Origin of the sequence: Flavobacterium sp. AG291 (assembly GCF_003350375.1) — a bacterium.
GTDB lineage: Bacteria > Bacteroidota > Bacteroidia > Flavobacteriales > Flavobacteriaceae > Flavobacterium > Flavobacterium suzhouense.
The window spans coordinates 120,450-144,979 of record NZ_QQAR01000012.1; the positions used below are offsets into that span (position 1 = coordinate 120,450).

The window sequence follows — 24,530 nt, forward strand, 5'->3', positions numbered from 1 at the left end:
CTCACACTAAGAGTAATGGCTTTTGCGTTACAAGGGTAAATCACCAACCCTATGAGAACAATCATTGTATTTATTTTTTTGCTTGTACTGAGCGGCTGTAAAGAGGATGCCAACCATTACAAAGAAGATTCGGCTATTGCAGCCGTAGAAGAAGCACCAGCGGCGGCTGTAAGCATGGCACCGATGGAGAATGCCGATAAGGCAATTCCTGACGGCGGAGTAGCATATCCTGAACAAAAGATCATTAAGAATGCTAACCTGCGTTTTGAAACGGACGACCTGCCCGCAACGGCAGAAGCTATAGCCAAGAGCGTAAAAAAATATCAGGCCCACGTACAGAATGACACTGAAGGCAAAACACGCTATGAGTTAACCCGCACCATGACCGTTCGCATACCGGCTAAGTATTTTGATGCATTTATGGCAGATATAAGCAAAGGGGTAAAGTACTTTGACACCAAGGAAATATCATCTCTTGATGTTACCGAAGAATATATTGATACTGATGCGCGCATTAAAGCCAAGAAAATTTTAGAACAGCGCTATCTGGAGCTTATTGGGAAAGCAAAAAAAGTATCGGAGATTTTGGAGATTGAGAAGGAGCTGTCTGCAATACGTGAAGAAATTGAAGCTAAAGAAGGGCAGTTGCGTTATATGAAAAGCCGGATTGCACTTAGCACCATCAATATTGAATTTTATAAGGAAACGGCTGAACAGCCTGATGCAACAGTGTCTTTTGGTTCTAAAATGTGGAACGCCATTGTATCCGGATTTAACAGCCTTTCAAGTTTCTTTATCGGTTTGCTTTACTTTTGGCCTTTTATCCTTATTTTCGTGATTGCTTTCCTTATTGTGAGGAAAAAACTAAAGAGAAAGAAATATGTTGGGAATTCTTAAAAGAAGATATGTGGTGCCTGCAGCGGCATCGGCGTTTTTATTTGTTGGGGTGAGCTTTAAGAATGATTTCTTTGAGATCGCCAAGCAGATAGAGATATTTACAACCCTGTTTAAAACGGTAAACAATAACTATGTAGATGAGGTAAACCCGGGGCAGTTGATGGATAAGGCCATCAAGAGCATGCTTACTGACCTTGACCCATATACGGTATACTTTAACGAACAGGATGTAGCCAAATTTAAGATAAACAATACCGGAGAATACACCGGAATAGGTGCGCTTATTACCCGTAAAGAAGGAAAACTTATCGTAAAAGAACCTTATAAAGATTATCCTGCCGATAAGGCAGGGCTAAAAGCCGGCGACGAAATTATTCAGATAGGCGATGTAAACCTTGTTGATTTTAAGGAAGATGCAGGTGAACTGCTTAAAGGAACCAAAAATACCAAAGTAGATATTAAATATGTTCGCCAGGGCAAGACCTATACTACGCAGATAGTACTTAACGAGGTGGATATAAAAGCCGTACCGTTTTTTGGTATGGTAGGAAAAGATACAGGCTATATTGTGCTTTCGCAGTTTAACGGTAAGGCATCATCTGAAACGAAGGCTGCTTTGCTGCAGCTTAAGGCTGATGGGGCAAAAAGCATAATTCTTGACCTGAGAGGTAATCCGGGAGGTTTGCTAAATGAAGCCGTGAACGTATGTAACCTTTTTGTGCCCCAGGGGGAAATTATCGTTACAACAAAATCGAAAAACGAAAACTACAACAATACCTATAAAACCCAAAAACCACCAGTAGACCTTGAAATTCCGTTAGTGGTGCTGGTAAATGGAAGCAGTGCTTCGGCATCAGAGATTGTTTCGGGTGCGCTTCAGGACCTTGACCGTGCCGTAATTGTGGGTAGCAGAAGTTTTGGTAAAGGATTGGTTCAGCGACCGCTTGACCTTACTTACGGAACTCAGGTAAAAGTTACCATATCACGTTATTATACGCCGTCGGGCAGAGGTATACAGGCTCTTGATTATGCTCACAAAGATGCCGACGGTAAGGCAATACGCATCGACAAAAAAGACTATAACGCCTTTAAGACTAAAAAAGGAAGAACGGTTTATGACGGAGGAGGAATTTTGCCCGATGTAGAACTGGAAGAGGCAAAACAAAGTCCGATATCAGACGCATTGGTTAAAAACGATGGCATTTTTAACTATGCGACAACTTATTACTATAAAAATCCAAACTTAGGCACTACCATACCAACGATAACGGATGCCGACTTTGAAGCCTTTAAGCAATCGCTCAAAAAAGATAACTTCCAGTTTGATACTGAAACTGAAAAATCACTTAAAGCAATGATGGAAGTTGCCAAAAAAGAGAAGATAGATGCAAGTATTTCGGCAGAATACCAGCAATTGCTGGCCGCGCTGCAAAAAAGTGAAGAAAAGGAACTGAATTTGCACAAGCAGGAAATCAAAGACCTGCTGCTTGATGAACTTATTAAGCGTTACCAGTATAAAGAAGGACTGTATAAGTACTATGTAACAAGCAATCCTGAAATTAAAAAATCGGTGGCATTACTTAGTAATACGGCAGAGTATAACAAGATACTTTCTAAATAATAACCAAAGCCCTCTGCCACAGGCATGAGGGCTTTATAATTTATAATAGTCATGGTAAAGCCTATAATTCAGCCTTTAGACCTGATCGAACTGGTAAAGGCCAATGATGTTGTTATTATAGATGCCGGTAATGTTGTAAGCTATGGCATGCAGCATTTAAAAGGAGCTAAACATATAGACCTGAATACCGATATGGCGAATGTTCCGGATAATGCCGCAAAAGGGGGGAGGCATCCGCTTCCTGATCCTGTTTCTTTTGGAGCTGTGCTGGGAAGGCTTGGTATAAAACCTCACAGCCACGTTGTGGTATATGACGATAAGAATGGGGCATTGTCGGCGGCGCGCTTTTGGTGGATGCTAAAAGCGGCGGGCCATAAAAATGTCCAGGTTTTAAACGGAGGAGTGACTGCAGCGGCAAAAGCAGGATTTCCACTAAGCGATCTGGTAGAGCTTTCGGAACCGGCAGCGCCTTATGTTTTTACCCAATGGCAATTGCCTCAGGCTTATATAGATGATGTTGAAAAAGCTGCCGATAATTCCATGAAAATTATTGACGTAAGGGCAGCCGCACGCTTTAGGGGCGAAACAGAACCGCTGGATGCCATTGCCGGGCATATTCCCGGAGCTATCAATGTTCCTTATGAAACAAATCTTGATGCTGATGGCTTTTTTTTAGAGCCGGAAATACTGGCCAAAAAATATTTGGAAGTATTGGGAGATACAAACACCAAAGATGTTATAGTGCATTGCGGATCCGGGGTTACAGCTTGTCATGCCCTGCTGGCAATAGATTATGCGGGCTTGCCTTTGCCCAGGCTTTATGTAGGGTCATGGAGCGAGTGGTCAGGAAGAGGCAAAACTGTTGCTGTAGGTGAGTAATATATTGAAAAACAATTATTTATTTAAGTCAAAAAAAGCATTGTAGTATTTTGTAAGTGAAATAATCGGCTTCTTCACATTCATTTTTTATAAAAGTACTACCTTTGTTATTTAATATAAAAATATCGTGAGCACCAATCACATACAACTCAACAAGGTAACGCTTGGCGGTTTGCTGGTTACTTTGGGTATCATCTACGGAGATATAGGAACTTCCCCTCTCTATGTAATGAAAGCAATTATAGGCGAACAGCCTATTGAAGAACAGGTTGTCCTGGGCGCTTTGTCCTGTATTTTCTGGACTTTGACATTACAAACAACAATCAAGTATGTCTATCTTACCTTAAAGGCCGATAACAAAGGTGAAGGTGGTATTTTCTCTCTTTACACACTTGTTAAGCGACTTAAGAAGAAAGGGCTTATCGTGCCGGCTATCATTGGTGGTAGTGCACTTTTGGCCGATGGTATTATTACACCGCCCATCTCGGTTTCATCTGCTATTGAGGGTTTAAGAACCTATCAGCCGGGTCTTGATACTGTGCCTATTGTAATAAGCATTCTATTCGTACTCTTCTTTATTCAGCGTTTCGGAAGTAAATTCATAGGGAAGTTTTTCGGACCAATGATGTTGTTATGGTTTGGTATGCTGGGTGTTTTAGGTATCATTCCGTTATTAGGAAACATATCGGTGCTTAAAGCCCTTAATCCTTACTATGCATTCCATTTGCTAAGCATACATCACGAAGGTTTTTATGTATTAGGTTTTGTGTTCCTGTGTACTACAGGTGCAGAGGCGTTGTATAGCGATATGGGCCACTGCGGAAGACAAAACATTCGCGTGAGCTGGGGATTTGTAAAAACGATGCTTGTACTGAATTATTTCGGACAGGGCGCATATCTTATTTCTCATGCAGGACAGACACTTACAACATTAAGCGGAAACCCGTCTAATCCGGGTAACCCTTTCTATTTGCTAATGCCGGACTGGTTTCTTCCGTTTGGTATCGCTATTGCTACATCGGCGGCGGTAATTGCATCTCAGGCATTGATAAGCGGTTCGTTTACATTGATTTCTGAGGCCATGCGTCTTAACTTCTGGCCTAAGGTTTCGGTTAAATTCCCAACAGACCTGCGAGGGCAGTTATATATTCCGTCAATCAACTGGTTGTTGTTCCTTGGCTGTGTGTTTATTGTGCTTCACTTCAGGGAATCAGGAAACATGGAAGCGGCTTATGGTCTTGCGATAGTGTTGTGTATGCTCATGACCACTACGCTACTGGGCTATTATATGGTAATGAAGCGTTATAACAAGTTTCTTATCATTGCCGTTATCTCGGTTTATTTTGCAATAGAGATATCGTTCCTTATCGCTAATATCAGTAAGTTCCACCATGGAGGCTATGTGTCGCTGGGTATTGCCGGTTTGCTGGCTATGATCATGGCTGTGTGGTTTACAGCTAAACGTATTCGTAGTGAATATACTGAGTTTACTAAGATTGCCAATTATAAAACCGTACTTTCAGAACTTAGTAACGATTTATCTATCCCTAAATATGCAACGCACCTGGTATACATGACCAATGCCCAGCTGGGTGATGAGATCGAGTCGAAAATTATATATTCCATCTTACAAAAAAGGCCTAAGCGTGCCGATATTTACTGGTTTGTTCACGTAAATGTGGTAGATGAGCCTTACAAAATGGAGTATCGCGTACGCGAAATCATGAAAGATGACGTTATTAGGGTAGACTTTTACCTTGGCTTCCGTGTGGCGCCAAGAATAAACCTGATGTTTAAGCAGGTGGTGCGTGACATGGTTAAGCGCAGCGAGGTAGATATTTTCAGCCGTTATGCCTCACTTAACAGAAATAACGTGATAGGAGACTTTAAGTTTGTGATTATAGAAAAATTCCTTTCATACGACAACGATTTGCCGTGGTATGAAAGAATCATACTTGATATTTACTTTGTACTTAAAAAAATCAGCCTTTCGGAAGGGCGTGCCTTTGGGCTTGACAGCAGTTCGGTAAAGGTTGAGAAGTTCCCTATCGTAATCCATCCCCCGGAAGATCTTAATATGGTCAGGATAGACGATTGTCCCTCAAAAGAACCACATCATTAGAATGAGAAAATCACTTTACATACTACTCGCATTTTTAGTTTCAAATATTGCACTTTCACAAGAAGAAACCGTTTATTCGGTGTACTTTGATGTTAATAAGTACAACCTTGACGATAAGCAGGGCAACAATGTAGTCGCTTTTATTAAAGCTATTGACACTGCCCGAATTGAGTCGATACAAATATTTGGCTACTGCGACGACCGGGGTAAAGATGAGTATAATTTTAAATTGTCTACCAACAGGGCTAATACCATACGCGATACGCTGTTAGGGCGTGGTATTAGAAACAAGATTATTGTAACGATAGAGGGAAAGGGACGTATATTGCTTGAAGAAGATATAGACAATGTATCGGAAGCACGCTCTAAAAACCGCCGTGTAGACGTTACAGTGAATTTTAAACCGCTTCCACCACCCAAGTTAGAGCCGGGTACTTATAATGCCCTTAAAAAGGATGTAATTGTGGGCGACCATATTTATCTTGATAATATCCTTTTTGAGCGTGGCAGCAGTAAGCTTACTACCAAATCAAAGGCTGAACTTGATAAGATGGCCAGGTTTTTAATAAAATACAAAAACATAAAGTTTGAGATACAGGGGCACATTTGCTGTACGCCAACGTTCCAGAAGGAAGCAATAGACAAGGATACGCGTAAGCGCGAACTTTCTAAGAACAGAGCCTTTGCAGTTTACAAGTACCTTATTTCTAAAAAGATCCCGGCAAGCAGAATGACACATAAAGGTTACGGAAATACAGTTCCATTAGGTAAGGGAACCGAATATGACCGCCGTGTTGAGCTGGTTATTACAGGGATTTAATCATTACTTAGTCAAGTTTATAATAAGAAAGCCGCTCATTGAGCGGCTTTCTTGCTTTGTAATTTGAATCTATATAACCTGATTGGATTATAGCGAAGCTACAAGTTCTCTCCACTCTGTAAGTTCAGGATTGCCCGGTTTTCTTTTTCCGAAGAACTGAACGATGATCTCACCCATTTCGTTGTACACCTCAAGCGCTGTTACTTCACCGTCGGCAGTTGGCTTGCGCACGATCCATACCTGAGCGATCTTGTCAGTATCAAGATGCAGGTTAAAATCTGGATCCATTACATTGAACCACTGGTTGTGCCACATTGTTTTACGAACAAGCCCTGTGTGGATCTGGATGTTACCTCTGTTACCTACAAATGCCATGATAGGTAGTTTTCGCTCGGCAGCACCTTCAAGCATTTTTACAACAGCTTCTTTAGTTGTTTGTTTTGCCAGGTGATCGTTTGGAGCCAGGCGAAGTGCCTGTGTTCTTGTAACGCCAAATTTCTTAAGCATACCAAAGAATGCGTGGGTATCAGGCAGGTTTAACCAAGCCTCGTGGAAAGCAGGAACGTCAATTTCTGAATCCGGTTTCTCGTCAATGATTAGCGGAACTTCAACCGTTGTTTCTTCTGTACTTTGGTTATCCGATTTGAATTGTGCAACCAGAGTATCAAATGCCCCTTCGTTGCTGTCTTTTGTTAAATATATCTTGTGGATGGCAAGGCCGTCTTTTCCGAAGAACTGAAGGCTTTTTCTGTCGCCATGCTCACTTTTTTCTGCTACTGCATATGCTTTATCCCAATGAGTAAGGAAAAGGCGAAGGTCGATGTCCTCACCTACAAAAACACTTGCGAAAGGAGAACTGAAATCAGGATTAAGATAAACACCCTTGCGCTCATGAACACATTCGTCATTGCGTGTAAGCGCCATTACTTTACCAAGCTTCTCAACTTCGGTAAGTATTGCTGCAAATTCAGGGCGAAGACGCGTTACGGTGTCGCCTATGCTTGTCGCGACAAGTTCTGCTTCGCTAACACCAAGCTGCTCGGCTGCGTTTCTTATTCTTAAGTGTGGGTTTTCGGCTTTCATTGCCTCCCACTGCGATTTCAGTGAATTTGTTGTTGTACTCATAATTAATATATTAAGTTCCAAAAATTATTAATGGGTTATTGTTTACTGGATTAGGGCAGATGGTACATGGAAAATTATATACCGTACTGATGGTTTCACGGGTAAATACCTTTTGCGGAATATCGTGGCTAACGATCTTTCCTTTTTTCAACAGCATTACCCTGTCGGCAAACTGCGCTGCAAGGTTTAGGTCGTGAAGCACCATTACAGCGGTATGTCCCGCCTGTGTAAATTTTTTAATAGTATGCATGATGCGGTGCTGGTGCAGCACATCAAGATTGTTTAATGGCTCGTCTAAAAAGATAAGTGTATTTTCTACTTCGTTGTCCAGCTGAGTAAGCACCCTTGCGAGATGTACACGCTGCTTTTCTCCGCCCGAAAGCGAGTTGTAGTCCCTTTGTGCCAGATGGCTTACATCGGTTTCCTGCATTGCTTTTAAAACAGCTTCTTCGTCGGTTTTACGTGGTATGGAACCGAAATAGGGGTAACGCCCCATCATTACTACATTTTGAACCGTAAGCGGGATGTCATGGCTGTTATTTTGCGAAAACTTGGCCTTACTGTGAGCAAGCTCTTTATCGTCCCATTCGCGGAAGGTTTTCTTTTTAAAGAAAACAGTCTCTTTACCGCTTCCTAACTCGTTAGCCAGCAAACTAAGCAGTGTTGATTTACCGGCACCGTTAGGACCAACGATCACTAGCAGTTCGCTGTGGTTTACGGCCACATCAATGCCCTCAAGAATAGAGAACTTTCGGTGTGAATAGGATATGTTCTGAGCTTCTAACATGATTTACATTGTTTTCCTGCTTCTTATCAGTATTATTATAAAAATGGGCGCCCCCATAAAAGCTGTGAGTATACCTATCGGAATCTCGCTTGGTGGTGCTATCGTTCTGCTAATTGTATCAGCCGTAAGCAGCAGCAGGCTTCCCCAAACTGCTGATAACGGCAAAATAATATGGTAGTTGGAGCGGAATATTAAACGTAATATGTATGGCACGATTAGCCCCACGAAACTTATGGTTCCGGCAAAGGCTACGCAGCAACCTATCATAAGAGCTGTTAGTATTACAATTTGTTTTTTAATGTGTTCTACAGGAATGCCAAGGTGTTCGGCATCTTTTTCGCCCAGCATCATGGCGTTAAGCGCTTTGCCTTTGTTTATGAGAAAACTGTAACAAACTATTATTACTACTGCCAGTATACCGTTTTTTGTCCAGGTGGCTCCGCCAAGGCTGCCAAGGTTCCAAAAGGTAAGATCGCGCAGCTCTTCTTCCTTTGAAAGGTAAATAAGCAGCCCCATAACCGCAAAACCAAGTGCTGTAATAGCAACGCCTGTGAGCAGCATTACAACAATGTTGGTTTTTCCGTCAATGGTGCTCATGCGGTATACCAGCATCATGGTAATCAGTGCACCAATAAATGCCATTATGCTCAATAGCGAAAAATGGAATACTTCAGGTATGTAAGGCTTTATATAGGCGCCTAAAACAATGGTGATAGCGGCAAAAAGCGATGCTCCTGCTGTAATACCCAATAAATCGGGGGTGGCAAGAGGGTTTCGGAACATACCCTGAAGACAGGTTCCGGATACCGACAGCGCACTGCCTATGAGTATGCCCATAACAATGCGTGGCAGCCTGAGATCCATAATTACAAAACGGTCGCTGTCCGATACCGATCCGTCGTTATTGAATATGCCGCTTATAGTCTCGGCAATAGTGTGTTTTTCAAAAACATAAACCCCCGTATAGAGTGAAACTACTGCCAGCAAAGCCAACAGTAGTAAACTGAATAGAAGGTATATGGAAAGTTTATTTTGCATTGTTAAGCAGCAGGCCGTTCATTTGTGCAACTCCTTCGCCTAAACGTGGTCCGAAGCCTGAAAGTAGTGCTCCGTCCATAGATATTATTTTTTTATTCTTTCCTGCATTGGTTTTGTCAACTCCGGGTATTTTAAGCACACCCTGAGGTCCGCCAAGACTTCCAAGCCCGGAATCGAACATAAGTATCACATCAGGATTACCTTTTATAAGTGCTTCCGGAGTTAGTGGTTTAAAGTCAGCAAAATCAGTTACAGCATTTTTACCGCCTGCAAGTTCAATCGCTTTTTCTACAGGTGTCCCTGTTCCGCTAACCATTAACATATTAGCACCACGTGCGTAGATGAAAAGCACTTTAGGGGCGTTAGCAATAGGTTTTACATTTTTTAGGTCTGCATCTATTTTTTCTTCAAGAGCTTTGTAATCGGCATGGTTCAGCGCTTTTGCTACTTCAGCGATAAGTTTTTTGCTGCCTTCTGTTGTGAAGTCTTGCTTGAATACTTCAGCCTTAATACCTGATTTTTTTATTTTTTCAAGTAGTTCAGGACTCATGTCCTTATCCGTTGCAAGGATAATCGTAGGCTGTAATGCCATTATGGCCTCAATTGAAATTGAACGCATATGTCCAAGGTCTTTAGCTGAGGTTTTTATGCTTTCCGGGTAAGTACTTGTTACATCTCGGCCTACAATTTCTTTTTCATGGCCCAATGCAGCAACAATCTCAGTAACAGCACCATTAAGCGAAACTATTTTCTCCTTTTTTACAGGAGCTACCGAATCAGTTGTTACTGTAGTTGCTTCAGTTGTTTTTTCTTCTTTTTTACACGATATCGCTGCCGATAGTACTAAGGCAAGCATCACAATGTGTTTAATTTTTCTCATTGGTTAGAATATATTGTTTTTAATTAATCTAAATAAAACGCAAACATACTTCATAAATCATTATCTGCAAAGACAAAAAACATTAAATTTAGACTGATTAAAAATTAAATTATCTATGTAAACGTTATGTTTAATCCCATAACATTAACAAGAGAGCAAATTTCGGAGTGGAGATAAATGGAATTAATAACCACATTCTTAAATGTTATGGCAAAAAACGGTTATTACAAAAACAAGCCGTAAATTTGCATGGAATTTTGTTATACGATGCCTGAAGGGCGCTAATACAGGAGATACTGAAATGCTAGATATACAAAACGTCAGGAACGACTTCCCGGTACTTAACCAAACGGTAAACGGCAAACCGTTGGTTTACTTTGATAATGCCGCCACATCACAAAAACCCCAGATCGTGATAGATGCAATAAGCAACTATTACAGTACTATCAATGCCAATATTCACCGTGGAGTTCATACCCTGAGCCAGTTGGCAACTGATGCTTACGAGGTTTCGCGCCAAACCATCCAAAAGCATATTAATGCTAAACATGCTCATGAGGTATTGTTTACCGCGGGTACTACTCATGGTGTAAACCTGGTGGCTAATGGCTTCTCGGCTTTAATAAAAACAGGTGATGAGGTTATGATATCGGCAATGGAGCACCACAGCAATATTGTGCCTTGGCAAATGTTATGCGAACGTACCGGTGCTAAACTGGTTGTGATACCAATGAATCAGCATGGTGAGCTTGTCATGGAGGAGTTTGAACGCCTGCTTACCGAAAAAACTAAAATAGTTTCTGTTAACCATATTTCAAACTCATTAGGAACCATTAACCCTATTGAGCATATTATTAAAAAGGCACATACCGCAGGTGCAGCTGTTTTTATAGACGGAGCTCAGGCAGCACCGCATTTAAAGATAGACGTTCAGGCGCTTGATTGCGATTTTTATGCTTTCTCAGGGCACAAAGCGTGTGGGCCTACGGGTTCTGGAATTCTTTATGGTAAAGAAGAATGGTTAGAAAAACTGCCGCCTTATCAGGGAGGGGGTGAGATGATTAAAGAGGTTACCTTTGAGAAAACAACCTATGCCGGGCTGCCGCATAAATTTGAAGCAGGAACACCTCATATAGAAGGGGGTATCGTGCTTGGCACAGCAATTGATTATCTTAACACGATAGGGCTTGATAACATTGCAGCTTACGAAACTGAACTGCTGCATTACGGAACCGAAAAGCTTCTTGAAATCGAAGGGCTGAAGATCATTGGTACAGCAGCTAACAAAACATCGGTAATATCGTTTAATATTGGTAATATACATCCGTACGATATTGGCGCAATTGTAGATAAAATGGGTATTGCAGTACGAACAGGCCACCACTGTACACAGCCGGTAATGAACTTTTTTGATATTCCGGGTACAGTAAGAGCATCCTTTGCATTTTACAATACAAAAGAAGAAATAGACGCACTGGTTCAGGCAGTGCTTAAAGCCCAACGAATGCTGGGATAAATAAAACATAAACCAAACAAAATCAACTATGAAAAAGATTGTATTAGTACTGTTTACCATCATGCTTGCAGCGGGATGTTCTTCAAAGAAAACAGCTGTGGCAAACGATGAAAAATCAGCTTCAGCACTATCATTTGAATATGAAGCAATAACTCGCGGAGCTTACAATAAAGTGGTTGTAACTAAGGATAGTATTGTTACTATTAAAGATCGCGATATGAAAAATGTTGTGAGCAAGCCTACGTCTAAAGGTGATTGGGATAAACTTACAGCTGCAGCCGCTAATGTTAACCTTGACGGACTTAACAGTCTTAAAGCACCATCAAATAAAAACCATGCCGATGCTGCACTTGCTGCTAATGTAAAAGTTATTAAAGAGGGTAAAGAATACCGCAGTACTACTTTTGACCACGGAAATCCTCCGGCTGAAATTGCGTCATTAGTAAATAAAATAGTTTCAATATCTGATTTGAACAAGAAGTAATATAATGAGCATTAAAGAAATACAGGAAGAGATTATTGACGAATTCTCAATGTTTGATGATTGGGAGGAGCGTTACCAATATGTTATAGACCTTGGCAATTCGCTTCCGCTCGTAGAGGATCAATATAAAACGGACGAAAACATTATTAAAGGATGCCAGAGTAAGGTTTGGCTACATGGTGAGCAGAATGACGGCAATGTGGTTTTTACAGCCGACAGTGATGCCATTTTAACTAAAGGTATCATTGCTATCCTTATCCGTGTTTTTTCAAACCAGAAGCCTGCGGACATCCTTGAGGCCGATACTGATTTTATAGATGAGATAGGATTAAAAGAACATCTTTCACCTACACGAGCCAACGGATTGGTATCGATGATTAAACAAATAAAAATGTATGCACTGGCTTTTAGTGCCAAAAGCTAAATATAATTATGGAACAAGAAATAGACACTGCACAACTGGGCGAAGATATCGTTAAAGTGCTTAAAACAATATACGACCCTGAGATTCCTGTGGATATCTACGAACTGGGTCTTATTTACGATGTTATGGTAAATACGGATAACGAAGTAAAGATTCTTATGACACTTACATCGCCTAACTGTCCTGTGGCAGAAAGCCTTCCTATGGAAGTAGAGGAGAAGATCAAAAAGATTGAGGGTGTTAGCGCTGCCGAGGTTGAGATTACTTTCGACCCACCATGGAGCCGCGACCTTATGAGCGAAGAGGCTAAGCTGGAGCTTGGAATGCTTTAATTTAAAGTTATCAGTTAACGGTTGACAGTTTAACACCGGAACTTAAAGATGGAAGAAGAAATAATAAACCGCGTTGCGAATAGTGTGCTCCAGGTATTTGATCTTGAAAATTATTATCCTGAAGGAGAACGTATGGGCGTAGATATATCCGGCTGGTTATGGGAAGGATTTGTATTACGTGAGAAAGAATTTCGTGATGCACTTAAGAACCACAACTGGGAACAATATAGTGGTAAATATATTGCCTTATTTTGCAGTACCGACGCTATAGTACCGGCATGGGCTTATATGCTTATATCTACTTATTTGCAGCCTGTGGCAAAAAAAATAGTACAGGGCAGGGTGGAAGAAATCAATATTCAGTTATATCAGGATATTATCAATAGCCTTGATGTTACCGAATATGAAGGTAAGCCCGTTATTATAAAAGGTTGCTCTCGTAAACCTGTACCTCAGGAAGCTTATGTTATGGCTACTCAAAAACTGATGCCTGTAGCAAAAAGCATTATGTTTGGTGAGGCATGCTCCTCAGTACCTTTGTTTAAAAAAAGATAGTTTTTTTATAATTTCATTTTTAGAGAGCTCCTCATAATTGGTTATATTTGTGTAAATAGCAACAAATTATGAGGAGAAATCTACTTTTAGTGCTATGCCTTATAGGTGTTTTAAGCGCTAATGCACAACAAAGCGAGGCCGAAAAACTTATCCCGAAAGATACCATTGGCCCATGGTATACTAATGGTACCGCATCATTACTTTTTAATCAGTCTACTTTTGATAACTGGGTTGCCGGAGGTGAAAACAATATCTCGGGTACACTTGGTATTAACTATGATTTTAATTATAAGAAAGAAGACTGGACCTGGGATAACAAAGTAATTGCATCTTACGGTATTGTTAAGACAAGAAACTCTTCATTTGCCAAGAAAACCGATGACCGCTTTGAACTGAATTCTATTTTAGGTAAAAAGGCAACTGAGCGTTGGTCATATTCATTTCTAATGAATTTCAGGACACAATTTACCAAAGGATACAACTATGGCAAAGATGAGTTTGGGGCAGAAATAAGGGAAGAATATACTAACCTAATGTCACCGGGATATTTAATGCTTGGGCCAGGTATGCTGTATAAAAGAGATGATAATTTTTATATCAACCTTTCGCCGGCAACATCAAAGTTCACTTTTGTAGATTCTAAATATACATTGCCGGATGAGGCTTATTTTGGTGTTAAGGAAGGTGAATCAATGCGATACGAGCTGGGTTTTAGCGCCGGGATGTATTATAAGCTTGATGTAATTGCTAATGTAACCTTCGAAAACATTTTAGGCTTATATTCCAACTATCTGGAAGATCCGCAGAATGTGGATATTAATTATCAGTTGAATATCGTATTACGCATTAACCGTTACCTTACTACCAATCTTTCGTTCCAGACTATTTATGACGATAATGCCTATCAGGGATTACAGGTTAGGCAGGTGTTTGGTGTAGCCGCTAACTATGGATTCTAATAGTAAGAACTTATATAAGAATAAAAAAATGCCCTCACAATGTGTAGAGGGCATTTTTTTATTCTTTTTCTTCAGCAAAATTCTCTTTATAATCAGGATAAAGGAATTTGTTATAAGGGAAACGTGTTATGTGTATTTCTCTAACGGCTTCATAAACCTTTTCTCTGAATTCTTCAAAATTCTCTTTATTGGTGGCAGAGATAAACAGGGCATTCTTTTCACCAACGTTGCTCATCCAGGTGGCTTTCCATTCGTCAATTGAATAGTGACGTGACGTTCTTTCAGTCATCAGGTCATCCGGATCTATAGTAAGCGGCTTGTAAGCATCTATTTTATTAAACACCATGATTGTAGGCTTATCAATACTCTTGATGTCCTGAAGGATTTGGTTTACCGATGCGATATGGTCTTCAAATTCAGGATGCGAAATATCAACAACGTGCAATAACAGGTCGGCTTCACGAACCTCGTCAAGTGTACTCTTAAATGATTCGATAAGCTGTGTAGGTAGCTTTCTGATAAACCCTACCGTATCTGATAACAGGAACGGAAGATTTTTGATAACTACTTTACGTACAGTAGTATCAAGTGTTGCAAAAAGTTTGTTTTCTACAAACACCTCGCTCTTGCTGATAACATTCATAAGTGTAGACTTACCTACGTTAGTATATCCTACAAGGGCTACTCTTACCATGGCACCACGGTTGCTGCGCTGTACGGCCATCTGCCTGTCTATGGTACGGATCTTCTCCTTAAGTAAAGCGATACGGTCGCGTACGATACGTCTGTCGGTCTCGATCTCAGTTTCTCCGGGACCACGCATACCAATACCACCTCGCTGACGTTCAAGGTGAGTCCACATACCCGATAGTCTTGGTAACAGATATTGATACTGAGCCAGCTCTACCTGAGTACGGGCATAAGAAGTTTGTGCTCTTTGCGCAAAAATGTCAAGGATAAGGTTGGTTCTGTCTAACACCTTAATTTCGAAAACACGTTGCAGGTTTTTTTGCTGTGCGGGCGAAAGTTCGTCGTCAAATATTATGGTAGATATATTGTTCTCCTTAATATAAGTGTTTATTTCTTCAATTTTACCGGTTCCAAGAAAGGTCTTTGGGTTAGGACGATCCACTTTCTGCGAAAATCGTTTAATAACCTCACCCCCGGCGGTAAATGTTAAGAAATCTAATTCGTCAAGGTACTCGTTAAGCTTTTCTTCACTTTGGGATTGTGTAATCACTCCCGCTACGACTGTCCTTTCAAATTTAATGGTCTCTTTTTCAAGCATATCTTTGTGATAAAAGATGTAAAATTACGAAAAATAAGAGATCAGATTTTCAAATTGTTTGCAAAAACACCTTTTTATAGAAAATATGTTAAATTTCACTAAATTGTTATGTATATGTTATATTTTTTTAAATTTGGAGATTAAATTTAGCTAAACCATAAATTATGAAAAAAATTACTTTAATGATCTTCGGATTGTTGATGTCCTTTTTTGCGTATGCGCAGCTGCCAGTGGAGCATTTCGATGATCCATGGACAGTCCAGGTTCCTGGAATGCCTGCCGCACCACCAAACTGGGTAGTAATCAACGAATTCGGGCCATTGCAAACGTGGATCCAAACGATCCCGGGCAACACACAGCAACCTCCTTTTGGTGGTTCAGGACATTCTGCGTACCTTCAAAAGGAGAACGTAGCACCAACAGATGCCATTCCTTCGGACTGGCTTGTTACTAAAGCTTTCCCAATGGTTGCAAATGCCGAACTGAAGTTTCAGTCAAGGCTTACAATTGCGGGAGACAATGGTGGTATATACAAAGTATATATCATGCCTGATACAGGTGCAACACCAACAGCTGCTGATTTTAACAGTAATGCTGCTTTTCTGTTAACAACCTACACTGAGCTAACACTTAACCCGGTTCAGACGGAGTGGACGGAAAAAACTATTTCAATTCCTGCCAATGCTACTTTATGGCCAGCAGGAACAATGGTTCGTGTAGCATTCCTTATGCAGGGAGACGACAAAGACCGTTGGTTTATTGACGACGTGAAGGTTAGTGCTTTATGTACTCCTCCTACTACACCTGTAGTTGCTGCTACTACTCCTACCTCAGCTTCTTTAAGCTGGAACCCAGGATCAGCTACATCTTGGGAAATAGAAGTTGTACAAGACGCTTTAGCGCCTACTGGGGCTGGAGAGGTTTACAACGGTACACTTCCTTATGTTAAGAGTGGACTGACAGCATGTACCAATTACAAGTTTTATGTTCGTACACTTTGTTCAGATGGTGGTATTAGTGCCTGGGTAGGGCCGATACTGTTTAAAACAAGATGTTTGGGAGATACCTGTGAGGCTCCTATTGTTTTAGGTACCGGTAACGTGAGCGTAACCGGTAATACATCTGCAAACAGTGACTTTTATGAAGGTGTCTCCGGGACAGGTTGTGGTAGTACAGGAAACTACTTGGCCGGTAATGACGTGGTATATTCTTATACTCCTGCTGCAACCGGAAACTACAACATTAATTTAGGTGGTACCGGAGGTCCTGCCGGAGTATTTGTATATAGTGGCTGTGCCAATATTGGAATTTCATGTTTAACAGGAGGTCTTGCATCTGCAACAACAGCATATAACAATGCTTCTTTTGCAATGACTGCGGGTACAACTTATTATTTTGTAATTTCTACAAACGGTACTCCTCAAACAACAGCATATACGCTTACTATTCAACAGGTATTTTGTCCTCAGCCTACAGCTGGCACAGTAACCGCTGTAACGGGAACTACGGCTACTCTTGGCTGGACACCAGGAACTGTAGGGTCTACTTCATGGCAAGTAGTAACTCAGCTTGCAGGATCTGGATTGCCTTCTCCTGCTAATGCTGTTACTTTTACATCAAATACAGGTAATACAGTTGGTAACGTAACTGCTCCTGCAATAGCAGCATTCCAACCGGCAACTTCTTATGAGTTTTATGTAAGAGAAAGCTGTGGCGGTGGTAATTACAGTATATGGGCAGGTCCTTATGTGTTTACAACAACACAGGTTCCTGCAACTTTAAACTTTATCCAGAATTTCGATTCGGGAGCTCATGGATTTACACTAAATAACGGAACACAAATTAATCAGTGGAGAGTAGGTGGAGCAACATTTAACAGTGCTCCTAATTCACTATATATCTCTAACGATAATGGTGTTACGAATGCTTTTAACATTGGTGCAACCAGTGTTGTTCAGGCATATAGAGATATTCAGATGCCTGCTTCAATCGGACAGATGTCTCTTTCTTTCGACTGGAAAGGATTTGGAGAGTCTTGTTGTGACTACCTGAGAGTATGGATTGTTCCTGCATCGTTTACCCCAACACCGGGTACTCAGATTGCTGCCGGAACTGACCGTATGCAGATAGGTGGTAACCTTAATGTTCAAGCCAACTGGCAAAATTCACTTACCATTATAAATGCTCCTGCATCCTGGAACAACCAGGTAATGCGACTTGTATTTGAATGGAGAAATGATGGAAGTGTTGGTTCTATGCCTGCTGCTGCTGTTGACAATGTTAACCTTTCTCTTGTTACTTGTCCTCAGCCTACAGCTCTTACTGTAAGTTCACTAAACACTACACAAGGTGTAGTTAGCTGGACTGCACCGGCAATTGTTCCTGCTCAGGGATATGATGTATTTGTATCTAATACAGCTACACCGGCTCCTACTGCGGCTACCGTACCTACACAAAACGTGCCTGGTACAACGGCTACAATAACTCCGCTTACACCGGATACATTCTATTATGTATGGGTAAGGGCGCATTGTAGCGCAACAGATCAGAGTTTCTGGACAGGTCCTGTAAGCTTCAGTACGCCTCAGGTTCCTGCAGCAATGGATTATACTCAAAACTTTGATGCAGGTGCTCATAACTTTACCTTGTCAAATGGTACTCAAACCAATAAATGGGTAGTGGGTGGAGCAACTTTCCAAAGTGCTGCTAATTCACTATATATCTCTAACGATAATGGAGTGTCTAACGCATATGACATTGCACTACAATCGGTAGTTCATGCATACAGGGATATTACTATTCCGGGAACAGTAGCTTCAGGTCAGGCATTGCTTCAGTTCAACTGGAAATGTGTTGCTGAAACAGGAGATTACTTCAGAGTATGGAATGTGCCTATTACGTATACTCCAACACCGGGTACGCAGATAACAGCTGCTGCAAGTGGGGGAACTCAGATAGGCGGTAACTTTACAGGTAGTGCAGCATGGGCAACATCTAACAATGTTGTTACTATTCCTGCAGCTCAGTTAGGAACTACAAGAAGAATTATTTTCGAATGGTTCAATAACGGATTTACCGGTACTCAGCCGCCGGCTGCTATAGACAATATTAACTTTAAAGTTATTACTTGTACTGCACCTTCTGCTTTAGTACTTGGTACGCCACTTACAACTAACTCGGCAGTTGTTAACTGGACAGCGGCACCTACTGCACCTGCAAATTATGACTATTACTACTCTACAACAAATACTCCGCCTACAGATGCAACTACACCAAGTGGTTCTGTAGCAGGTAATGTTACAACGGCAACACTTACGCCGTTAACAGATTCTACGAATTATAATGTATGGGTAAGAAGTAATTGTGGTGGCGCAGCCGGAACAAGTTTCTGGATTGGTCCGCTTAACTTCAATACACCACAGATTCCGGCTCCGATGCCATATTCTCAGAATTTTGATGCGGGAGCTAGTAATTATACACTAAACAATGGTACACAAACCAATAAATGGGTAGTGGGTGGAGCTGTATTCAACAGCCCGGCTAATTCATTATATATCTCTAATGATAATGGTGCTACTAACAATTATACTGATACATCTTTATCTGTAGTTCAGGCTTACAGGGATATACAGATGCCTGCATCAATTCCAACTAACCAGGTGCTTCTTCAGTTTGACTGGAAAGCTGCGGGAGAGTCATGTTGTGACTACCTAAGGGTATGGGTTGTTCCGGTAACATTTACACCAACTCCGGGTACTCAGATTACTGCAGCTGCTTCAGGAGGTATACAGATAGGCGGTAACATGAATAATAACAACACCTGGACAACTGTAAATAACGTTGTTAATGCAACAGGTTGGGGTGGTTCTATCCGCAGGATAATATTTGAGTGGAGAAATGACGGTAGTGTTGGTCCATCACCGGGAGCTGCTATTGATAACATCAACATGTCAGTTATTACATGTTCTGCTCCTTCAGGTCTTACGCTTACATCTATCGATGCTGTAAATGCTACATTTACATGGACAGCATCTACGCCACCGGCAGCAAGTTATGACTATTACCTGACTACAAGCCCTGTAGCACCAACAGCTGGTACTATACCTACAGGTAACGTAACAGGTACATCATTAACACTTACTGGTTTACCAGATTCTACAAACTACTATCTATGGATAAGAAGTAATTGTGGAGCTGCAGACGGAACAAGTTTCTGGATAGGAGGTCTAAACTTTAATACACCTCAAATCCCGGCAACTCTTCCTTACACTCAGGGCTTTGATACTGCCGGTAACCCAGGATTTACATATACAACGGGTACGCAGCCTAACAAGTGGTTTGTAGGAGGTGCTACATTTAACAGCCCTTCAACTTCACTATATATCTCTAACGATAATGGTGTAACTAATAATTATACAAGTACAACTTCTTCGACAGTACATGCTTATAGAGATGTTGTGATACCTGCGGGTGTTACTACTCTTGATTTTGCATTCGACTGGAAGAATGTTGGTGAAGTTAATGACTACGTTAGAGTTTGGAGAGTTCCTCTAAACTACAACCCTGTAGCCGGTACTGCTATTACAGCTGTTGCTGGTCAAAGAGAGCTTGTAACGACTGCAAACCTTTATAATGGTTCTGCATGGACAACGGCAAGTTATGCACCTACTGTTCCTGCAGGTACAACACAGCGTTTTGTGTTCGAATGGGTAAATAACGCCTTTACAGCAGGAGCGTCTCCGGCTGCTATTGATAACATTAGCATTAAAGCATTAACTTGTCCTAAGCCTACAAACCTTACGGCTACTAATATTGGTATGACGTCAGCTTTACTTGGTTGGACAGAAAATGGTACTGCTACTCAGTGGGAAGTTTATGTAGTGCCTCAAAGTGCTGCAGCACCTGGTCAAAACCAGGCTGGAAACACTGCTGATTCAAATCCTTACTTATATGAAGGAATGACTCCGGGGACATTATATAAATATTATGTAAGAGCTATATGTGGCACAGGCGACAATAGCCAATGGAGTGGACCATATAACTTTAATACTAATGTATGTGAGATTATAGATCAGTGTCCTGTTAACTTTATCCTTACAGATTCAGGTAACAATGGATGGGGTACGGTATCAATGACAGTTCGTCAAAGCGGTATTGTTGTTGGAACACTTGGTCCGCAACTAGCAACTGGTGGAGGTCCTGTAACAGTTACATTACCTCTGTGTAAAGGTCTGCCTTACGAAGTATTCTTTAATCCTGGAGGAACAAATCCAAATCAGGCGGGATTACAAATTGTAAATCCATTTAACAACCAAACAGTATTCCAAAGGGTTGCAGGAAGTACTGCATCAGATCAGAATACACTTATTTATACAGGTATTCCTTATTGTTCAGATATTACTTGTCCTCAGCCTACTAACCTTGTGAGTGAGAGCGTTGTAAATGCTCCTAACACTACGCAGCTTAGCTGGACACCTGGTGGTACAGAAACACAATGGGAAGTTGTTATACAGCCTCAGGGTGGTGCATTCCCATCGACTGCTCCAACTACGAGTGTGCTTGTAGATGAGCCTCATTATGTGTTGGCGAACGTTACTCCTGGTGTGCCTTACGAGTATTATGTAAGAGCTATTTGTGATATGGACACTAATGATAAAAGTTTCTGGTCAGGAGCGCTTAGGTTCTCAATCTTTACACCACCTGCTTGTGCAGACGTAACGGTAATAGATGCTGACCTTGAAATTATTGCGCCTGATACGGAATATGTAATATGTCCGGGTGAACAACTTTGCGTTGATTTCTCTGCTAGCTTCTATGCAGCAGCTGCACAAACTACATCATATACTGTAGAAGGTATTCCTTATGTTCCGCCATTCCCTACTTTAGGAGGTACTCCAATGCCTATTGATGTAGATGATATCTGGGGTCCAAAAGTTACTCTTCCGTTTGAATTCTGTTTTATGGGTAACGTTTATAACGGTGCACAGGTAGGATCTAATGGTGTTGTGAGCTTTAATGCAGATCAGGCCACAGGGGCATTTAGCGCTTGGTCATTCAACCAGACTATACCTAATGCCACATTCCCGATAAGAAATGCTATTTATGGTGTTTATCAGGATACTAACCCTAACCCGACAAACAACAGTTGGGATAACCCTAACATCAACTACCAGGTTGTAGGTAACTATCCTTGTCGTGCGTTTGTTGTTAGCTTTAATGAGTTGGCACAGTTTAACTGTAGTTCAGATTCTGCTGCTGATCAAGCTGTTGGTCCTCAAAGCTCACAGATTGTTATCTATGAGATCACTAACATTATCGAAGTATATGTTAAGAGACGGGTTCCATGTACTGGATGGCAAAATGGCGCGGGTGTTATTGGTGTACAAAACGCCGATGGTTCTGTAGCTATTGCTGCTCCTGGAAGAAATACAGGTTCTTGGAGTGCTAACCTTGAAGCTTGGAGATTTACTCCGGACGGAGATACCTCGGTAGACTTTGAGTGGCTTCAAAATGGTGATTTCTATAGTAATGACCAGGAGGTTGAAGTTTGTGCTACTGCAGGAACTACTGTAATGACAGCACGTGCTTCATATAGCCTTTGTAATGGATCAATCGTTACTAGACAAAGTGACTTTACAATTAGGGTTGAAGAGCAAATTATCCTTGCTAACGATCCGGTAGATATCACTAAATGTGGTAATGGTGAAGATGTTACATTTGATCTTACTACTGCTGTTGCTGATGTGTTTGCAGATCCTACAGGTTATACATTCGCTTACTATCCTACTGAGCAGGATGCTATTGACGAGACAAATGTTATTGCAAATCCTGCGGCATTTGTAACTAATGTTACTACTACTATTTGGGTGAGGGTAATGAAAAACAATCTGCCATGTTTTATTACAAAATCGTTTGATGTTATAATTAACAATGTTCCTCCGGTATTTACTGTAACTCCGGATGTTTCTATATGCGATGGTACTTCAACTACAATCTCGGTAATACCAGATGCTTCAGAAGATCTTTCTGCTGCTACATATACCTGGACTGTTGACGGAAATCCGCTTCCAGATACTACTAGTTCTATTACAGTAACTGTAGGAGGTTCTTATGAAGTAACAGTTAACAAAAACGGATGTGTGGGTACAGCTACATCAGTTGTAACAATTGTTCCTACGCCGGTTGCTGATGCTCCTGCTGATGTAACGGTTTGTGATAGCTATGTGCTTCCAGCACTAAGTGCAGGTAACAACTATTATACAGGTGCCGGAGGTACTGGTACAATGTTAAGTGCTGGTGAAGATGTAGGCGTTCTGTTAGGTGCCGGATCTCATACAATTTATGTGTATGTAGTTTCTCCTACACTTGCAGCGTGTACAGATGAGAATACGTTTGTTATAACTGTAAATGCTTCTCCATCATTAGATCTTATCGACGATGTTCAGGCTTGTGACAGCTATGCGCTTCCGAATCTGACTGGAAATAATACAGCTGCAAATTACTATACCGGTCCTGGTGGAACAGGTACAATGCTAAATGCCGGTGAGCTTATTTCTTCTACACAGACGATTTATGTATATCAGGAAACTGGTACTACACCAAATTGTTCTTCTGAGGTAAGTTTTGAGGTGACAGTTTCGCAAACTCCGGTTGCTGATGCTCCTGCTGATGTAACAGTTTGTGATAGCTATGTGCTTCCGGTGCTAACTGTGGGTAATTACTTTACAGGTGCAAATGCAACAGGTGAAGCTTTAAGTGCTGGTGATACGGTTACTTCTACACAGCTTATCTTTGTTCATGCGGCATCACTTGATAACCCTAATTGTTACAGCGAAAACAGTTTCATGGTGAATGTAACACCTACACCTCAATTCAGTCTTGGTGGTCCGTATGTTGCATGTCTTCCAACCAATGTAACAGTTTCTGTAAGCAATGCTAACTTCGATCTTAATGCTGCAACTTATGTATGGACTGTTAACAGTGCTCCTGCAGGAGGTAATCAGGCTAGCATCGAAGGAACTGAGTTTGGTACTTATCAGGTTACTGTAACTGTTGGAACTTGTACACATACCGAATCTATAGAAGTTGTTGCTGATACCAGAGTAATAGATCTTGTATTTACTGATATTTGTGAAGAGAATGTTTATACTCTTGAAGTGTCTGATCTTGAAGATTCTTTCAATCCTGATACTGCATCTTACGTGTGGACAGGTCCTGAAGGATTCACTTCTACTAGCCGTAAAATAGTTCCTGGACCAATTGGTGAGTATATGGTAACTGTTACTACAGCTGATGGATGTATAAGCATAGATACGTTTGAAGTAACAAGTACTGCTTGTGAAATACCACGTGGTATCTCTCCTAATGGTGATGGTTATAATGATGAGTTCGATTTAACATCTCTTAGTGTTAGAAAACTAAGCATCTTTAACCGTTACGGTCAGGAAGTATACAGCAAAACTAGTTATACTAAAGAATGGCATGGTCAAACTAATAAAGGTGAAGATTTGCCAACAGGTACATACTTCTATATGGTAGAACGTTCAACCGGAGAAACAATAACCGGATGGGTTTATATCAATAGACAAGAATAATTTTCTTAAAAAATTAAAAAAAATGGTACAAACCTCCGTCTTTTAGGCGGGGGTTTGTTTTTTTTTATATTTTTACCAAAACTAAAGCTAAACACACATTACATGAAGAAACTTTACCTGGCAGCATTATTAGCTCTTGGCGGCCTTGCAGACGCTACAGCCCAGCAGGATCCGCACTACACACAGTACATGTACAACATGAACGTGAT

Annotated in this window: 17 protein-coding genes and 1 pseudogene; 13 read left to right on the top strand and 5 right to left on the bottom strand. The window is 41.1% G+C overall.

Annotated elements, in window-relative coordinates:
* The first annotated feature begins 51 nt into the window (after positions 1-51).
* The 5 genes from DEU42_RS13160 to DEU42_RS13180 all read left to right on the top strand — a co-directional run bounded on the left by DEU42_RS13160 (position 52) and on the right by DEU42_RS13180 (position 6,339).
* The gene (locus DEU42_RS13160; RefSeq protein ID WP_114758772.1) at positions 52-897 is read left to right on the top strand and encodes a DUF4349 domain-containing protein; all 846 of its coding nucleotides are present in this window, start codon (positions 52-54) and stop codon (positions 895-897) included.
* Positions 881-2,518, top strand: a complete 1,638-nt coding sequence (locus DEU42_RS13165; RefSeq protein ID WP_114758773.1) for a S41 family peptidase — start codon at positions 881-883, stop codon at positions 2,516-2,518. The genes DEU42_RS13160 and DEU42_RS13165 overlap by 17 nt, the downstream gene beginning before the upstream one ends.
* A gap of 51 nt (positions 2,519-2,569) precedes the next feature.
* Positions 2,570-3,397 (top strand): sulfurtransferase, encoded by an 828-nt coding sequence (locus tag DEU42_RS13170; protein WP_114758774.1) that lies wholly within the window; start codon positions 2,570-2,572, stop codon positions 3,395-3,397.
* 127 nt (positions 3,398-3,524) lie between these two features.
* Positions 3,525-5,519, top strand: coding sequence for a KUP/HAK/KT family potassium transporter (locus DEU42_RS13175; protein WP_114758775.1), 1,995 nt, complete (start codon positions 3,525-3,527; stop codon positions 5,517-5,519).
* Position 5,520: 1 nt separating this feature from the next.
* On the top strand, positions 5,521-6,339 hold the full coding sequence (locus tag DEU42_RS13180; RefSeq protein WP_114758776.1) for an OmpA family protein: 819 nt from the start codon (positions 5,521-5,523) through the stop codon (positions 6,337-6,339).
* Between the two features lie 87 nt (positions 6,340-6,426).
* Here DEU42_RS13180 and DEU42_RS13185 read toward each other — a convergent pair whose 3' ends face one another.
* The 4 genes from DEU42_RS13185 to DEU42_RS13200 are packed head-to-tail and all read right to left on the bottom strand — an operon-like array spanning position 6,427 to position 10,160.
* Entirely contained in the window at positions 6,427-7,464 is a 1,038-nt protein-coding gene (locus DEU42_RS13185) for a hemin-degrading factor (RefSeq protein WP_114758777.1), read from the bottom strand.
* Between the two features lie 10 nt (positions 7,465-7,474).
* Positions 7,475-8,251 carry a heme ABC transporter ATP-binding protein gene (locus DEU42_RS13190; protein WP_114758778.1) on the bottom strand — a complete coding sequence of 259 codons (777 nt, stop codon included), beginning with the start codon at positions 8,249-8,251 and terminating at the stop codon, positions 7,475-7,477.
* Positions 8,252-8,254: 3 nt separating this feature from the next.
* Positions 8,255-9,289 (bottom strand): FecCD family ABC transporter permease, encoded by a 1,035-nt coding sequence (locus tag DEU42_RS13195; RefSeq protein WP_114758779.1) that lies wholly within the window; start codon positions 9,287-9,289, stop codon positions 8,255-8,257.
* Complete coding sequence (locus DEU42_RS13200; RefSeq protein WP_114758789.1) at positions 9,279-10,160, bottom strand: hemin ABC transporter substrate-binding protein; 882 nt, start codon at positions 10,158-10,160, stop codon at positions 9,279-9,281. Before DEU42_RS13200 ends, DEU42_RS13195 begins: the two co-directional genes overlap by 11 nt.
* 310 nt (positions 10,161-10,470) lie before the next feature.
* On the opposite strand from DEU42_RS13200, the gene DEU42_RS13205 reads away from it, so the two are divergent.
* The 6 genes from DEU42_RS13205 to DEU42_RS13230 all read left to right on the top strand — a co-directional run bounded on the left by DEU42_RS13205 (position 10,471) and on the right by DEU42_RS13230 (position 14,439).
* Positions 10,471-11,685, top strand: a complete 1,215-nt coding sequence (locus DEU42_RS13205) for an aminotransferase class V-fold PLP-dependent enzyme (protein WP_114758790.1) — start codon at positions 10,471-10,473, stop codon at positions 11,683-11,685.
* A 28-nt stretch (positions 11,686-11,713) separates the two neighbouring features.
* The gene (locus DEU42_RS13210) at positions 11,714-12,169 is read left to right on the top strand and encodes a hypothetical protein (RefSeq protein WP_147278122.1); all 456 of its coding nucleotides are present in this window, start codon (positions 11,714-11,716) and stop codon (positions 12,167-12,169) included.
* A 4-nt stretch (positions 12,170-12,173) separates the two neighbouring features.
* Positions 12,174-12,593: a SufE family protein gene (locus DEU42_RS13215; protein ID WP_114758781.1), complete on the top strand. Its 420-nt coding sequence runs from the start codon at positions 12,174-12,176 to the stop codon at positions 12,591-12,593.
* Between the two features lie 8 nt (positions 12,594-12,601).
* Positions 12,602-12,925 (top strand): SUF system Fe-S cluster assembly protein, encoded by a 324-nt coding sequence (locus DEU42_RS13220; RefSeq protein ID WP_114758782.1) that lies wholly within the window; start codon positions 12,602-12,604, stop codon positions 12,923-12,925.
* Between the two features lie 48 nt (positions 12,926-12,973).
* Positions 12,974-13,480 carry a DUF2480 family protein gene (locus tag DEU42_RS13225; RefSeq protein ID WP_114758783.1) on the top strand — a complete coding sequence of 169 codons (507 nt, stop codon included), beginning with the start codon at positions 12,974-12,976 and terminating at the stop codon, positions 13,478-13,480.
* A 68-nt stretch (positions 13,481-13,548) separates the two neighbouring features.
* Positions 13,549-14,439, top strand: a complete 891-nt coding sequence (locus tag DEU42_RS13230) for a DUF3078 domain-containing protein (protein WP_114758784.1) — start codon at positions 13,549-13,551, stop codon at positions 14,437-14,439.
* A gap of 58 nt (positions 14,440-14,497) precedes the next feature.
* Here DEU42_RS13230 and hflX read toward each other — a convergent pair whose 3' ends face one another.
* On the bottom strand, positions 14,498-15,727 hold the full coding sequence (gene hflX / locus DEU42_RS13235) for a GTPase HflX (protein WP_114758785.1): 1,230 nt from the start codon (positions 15,725-15,727) through the stop codon (positions 14,498-14,500).
* Positions 15,728-15,891: 164 nt separating this feature from the next.
* Between hflX and DEU42_RS13240 the strand changes: the two genes are divergently transcribed.
* Both DEU42_RS13240 and DEU42_RS17650 read left to right on the top strand, forming a co-directional pair.
* Positions 15,892-24,321, top strand: a complete 8,430-nt coding sequence (locus DEU42_RS13240) for a fibronectin type III domain-containing protein (RefSeq protein ID WP_114758786.1) — start codon at positions 15,892-15,894, stop codon at positions 24,319-24,321.
* Positions 24,322-24,423: 102 nt separating this feature from the next.
* A pseudogene (locus DEU42_RS17650) lies at positions 24,424-24,530 on the top strand (type IX secretion system membrane protein PorP/SprF); the annotation flags it as partial.

What these genes read in the sequence shown, in the direction of transcription:
- DEU42_RS13160 (WP_114758772.1), top strand. Translation starts at nt 52, where the DNA reads ATGAGAACAATCATTGTATTTATTTTTTTGCTTGTACTGAGCGGCTGT.
- DEU42_RS13165 (WP_114758773.1), top strand. Translation starts at nt 881, where the DNA reads ATGTTGGGAATTCTTAAAAGAAGATATGTGGTGCCTGCAGCGGCATCG.
- DEU42_RS13170 (WP_114758774.1), top strand. Translation starts at nt 2,570, where the DNA reads ATGGTAAAGCCTATAATTCAGCCTTTAGACCTGATCGAACTGGTAAAG.
- DEU42_RS13180 (WP_114758776.1), top strand. Translation starts at nt 5,521, where the DNA reads ATGAGAAAATCACTTTACATACTACTCGCATTTTTAGTTTCAAATATT.
- DEU42_RS13185 (WP_114758777.1), bottom strand. Translation starts at nt 7,464, where the DNA reads ATGAGTACAACAACAAATTCACTGAAATCGCAGTGGGAGGCAATGAAA.
- DEU42_RS13190 (WP_114758778.1), bottom strand. Translation starts at nt 8,251, where the DNA reads ATGTTAGAAGCTCAGAACATATCCTATTCACACCGAAAGTTCTCTATT.
- DEU42_RS13195 (WP_114758779.1), bottom strand. Translation starts at nt 9,289, where the DNA reads ATGCAAAATAAACTTTCCATATACCTTCTATTCAGTTTACTACTGTTG.
- DEU42_RS13205 (WP_114758790.1), top strand. Translation starts at nt 10,471, where the DNA reads ATGCTAGATATACAAAACGTCAGGAACGACTTCCCGGTACTTAACCAA.
- DEU42_RS13210 (WP_147278122.1), top strand. Translation starts at nt 11,714, where the DNA reads ATGAAAAAGATTGTATTAGTACTGTTTACCATCATGCTTGCAGCGGGA.
- DEU42_RS13215 (WP_114758781.1), top strand. Translation starts at nt 12,174, where the DNA reads ATGAGCATTAAAGAAATACAGGAAGAGATTATTGACGAATTCTCAATG.
- DEU42_RS13220 (WP_114758782.1), top strand. Translation starts at nt 12,602, where the DNA reads ATGGAACAAGAAATAGACACTGCACAACTGGGCGAAGATATCGTTAAA.
- DEU42_RS13225 (WP_114758783.1), top strand. Translation starts at nt 12,974, where the DNA reads ATGGAAGAAGAAATAATAAACCGCGTTGCGAATAGTGTGCTCCAGGTA.
- DEU42_RS13230 (WP_114758784.1), top strand. Translation starts at nt 13,549, where the DNA reads ATGAGGAGAAATCTACTTTTAGTGCTATGCCTTATAGGTGTTTTAAGC.
- hflX (WP_114758785.1), bottom strand. Translation starts at nt 15,727, where the DNA reads ATGCTTGAAAAAGAGACCATTAAATTTGAAAGGACAGTCGTAGCGGGA.
- DEU42_RS13240 (WP_114758786.1), top strand. Translation starts at nt 15,892, where the DNA reads ATGAAAAAAATTACTTTAATGATCTTCGGATTGTTGATGTCCTTTTTT.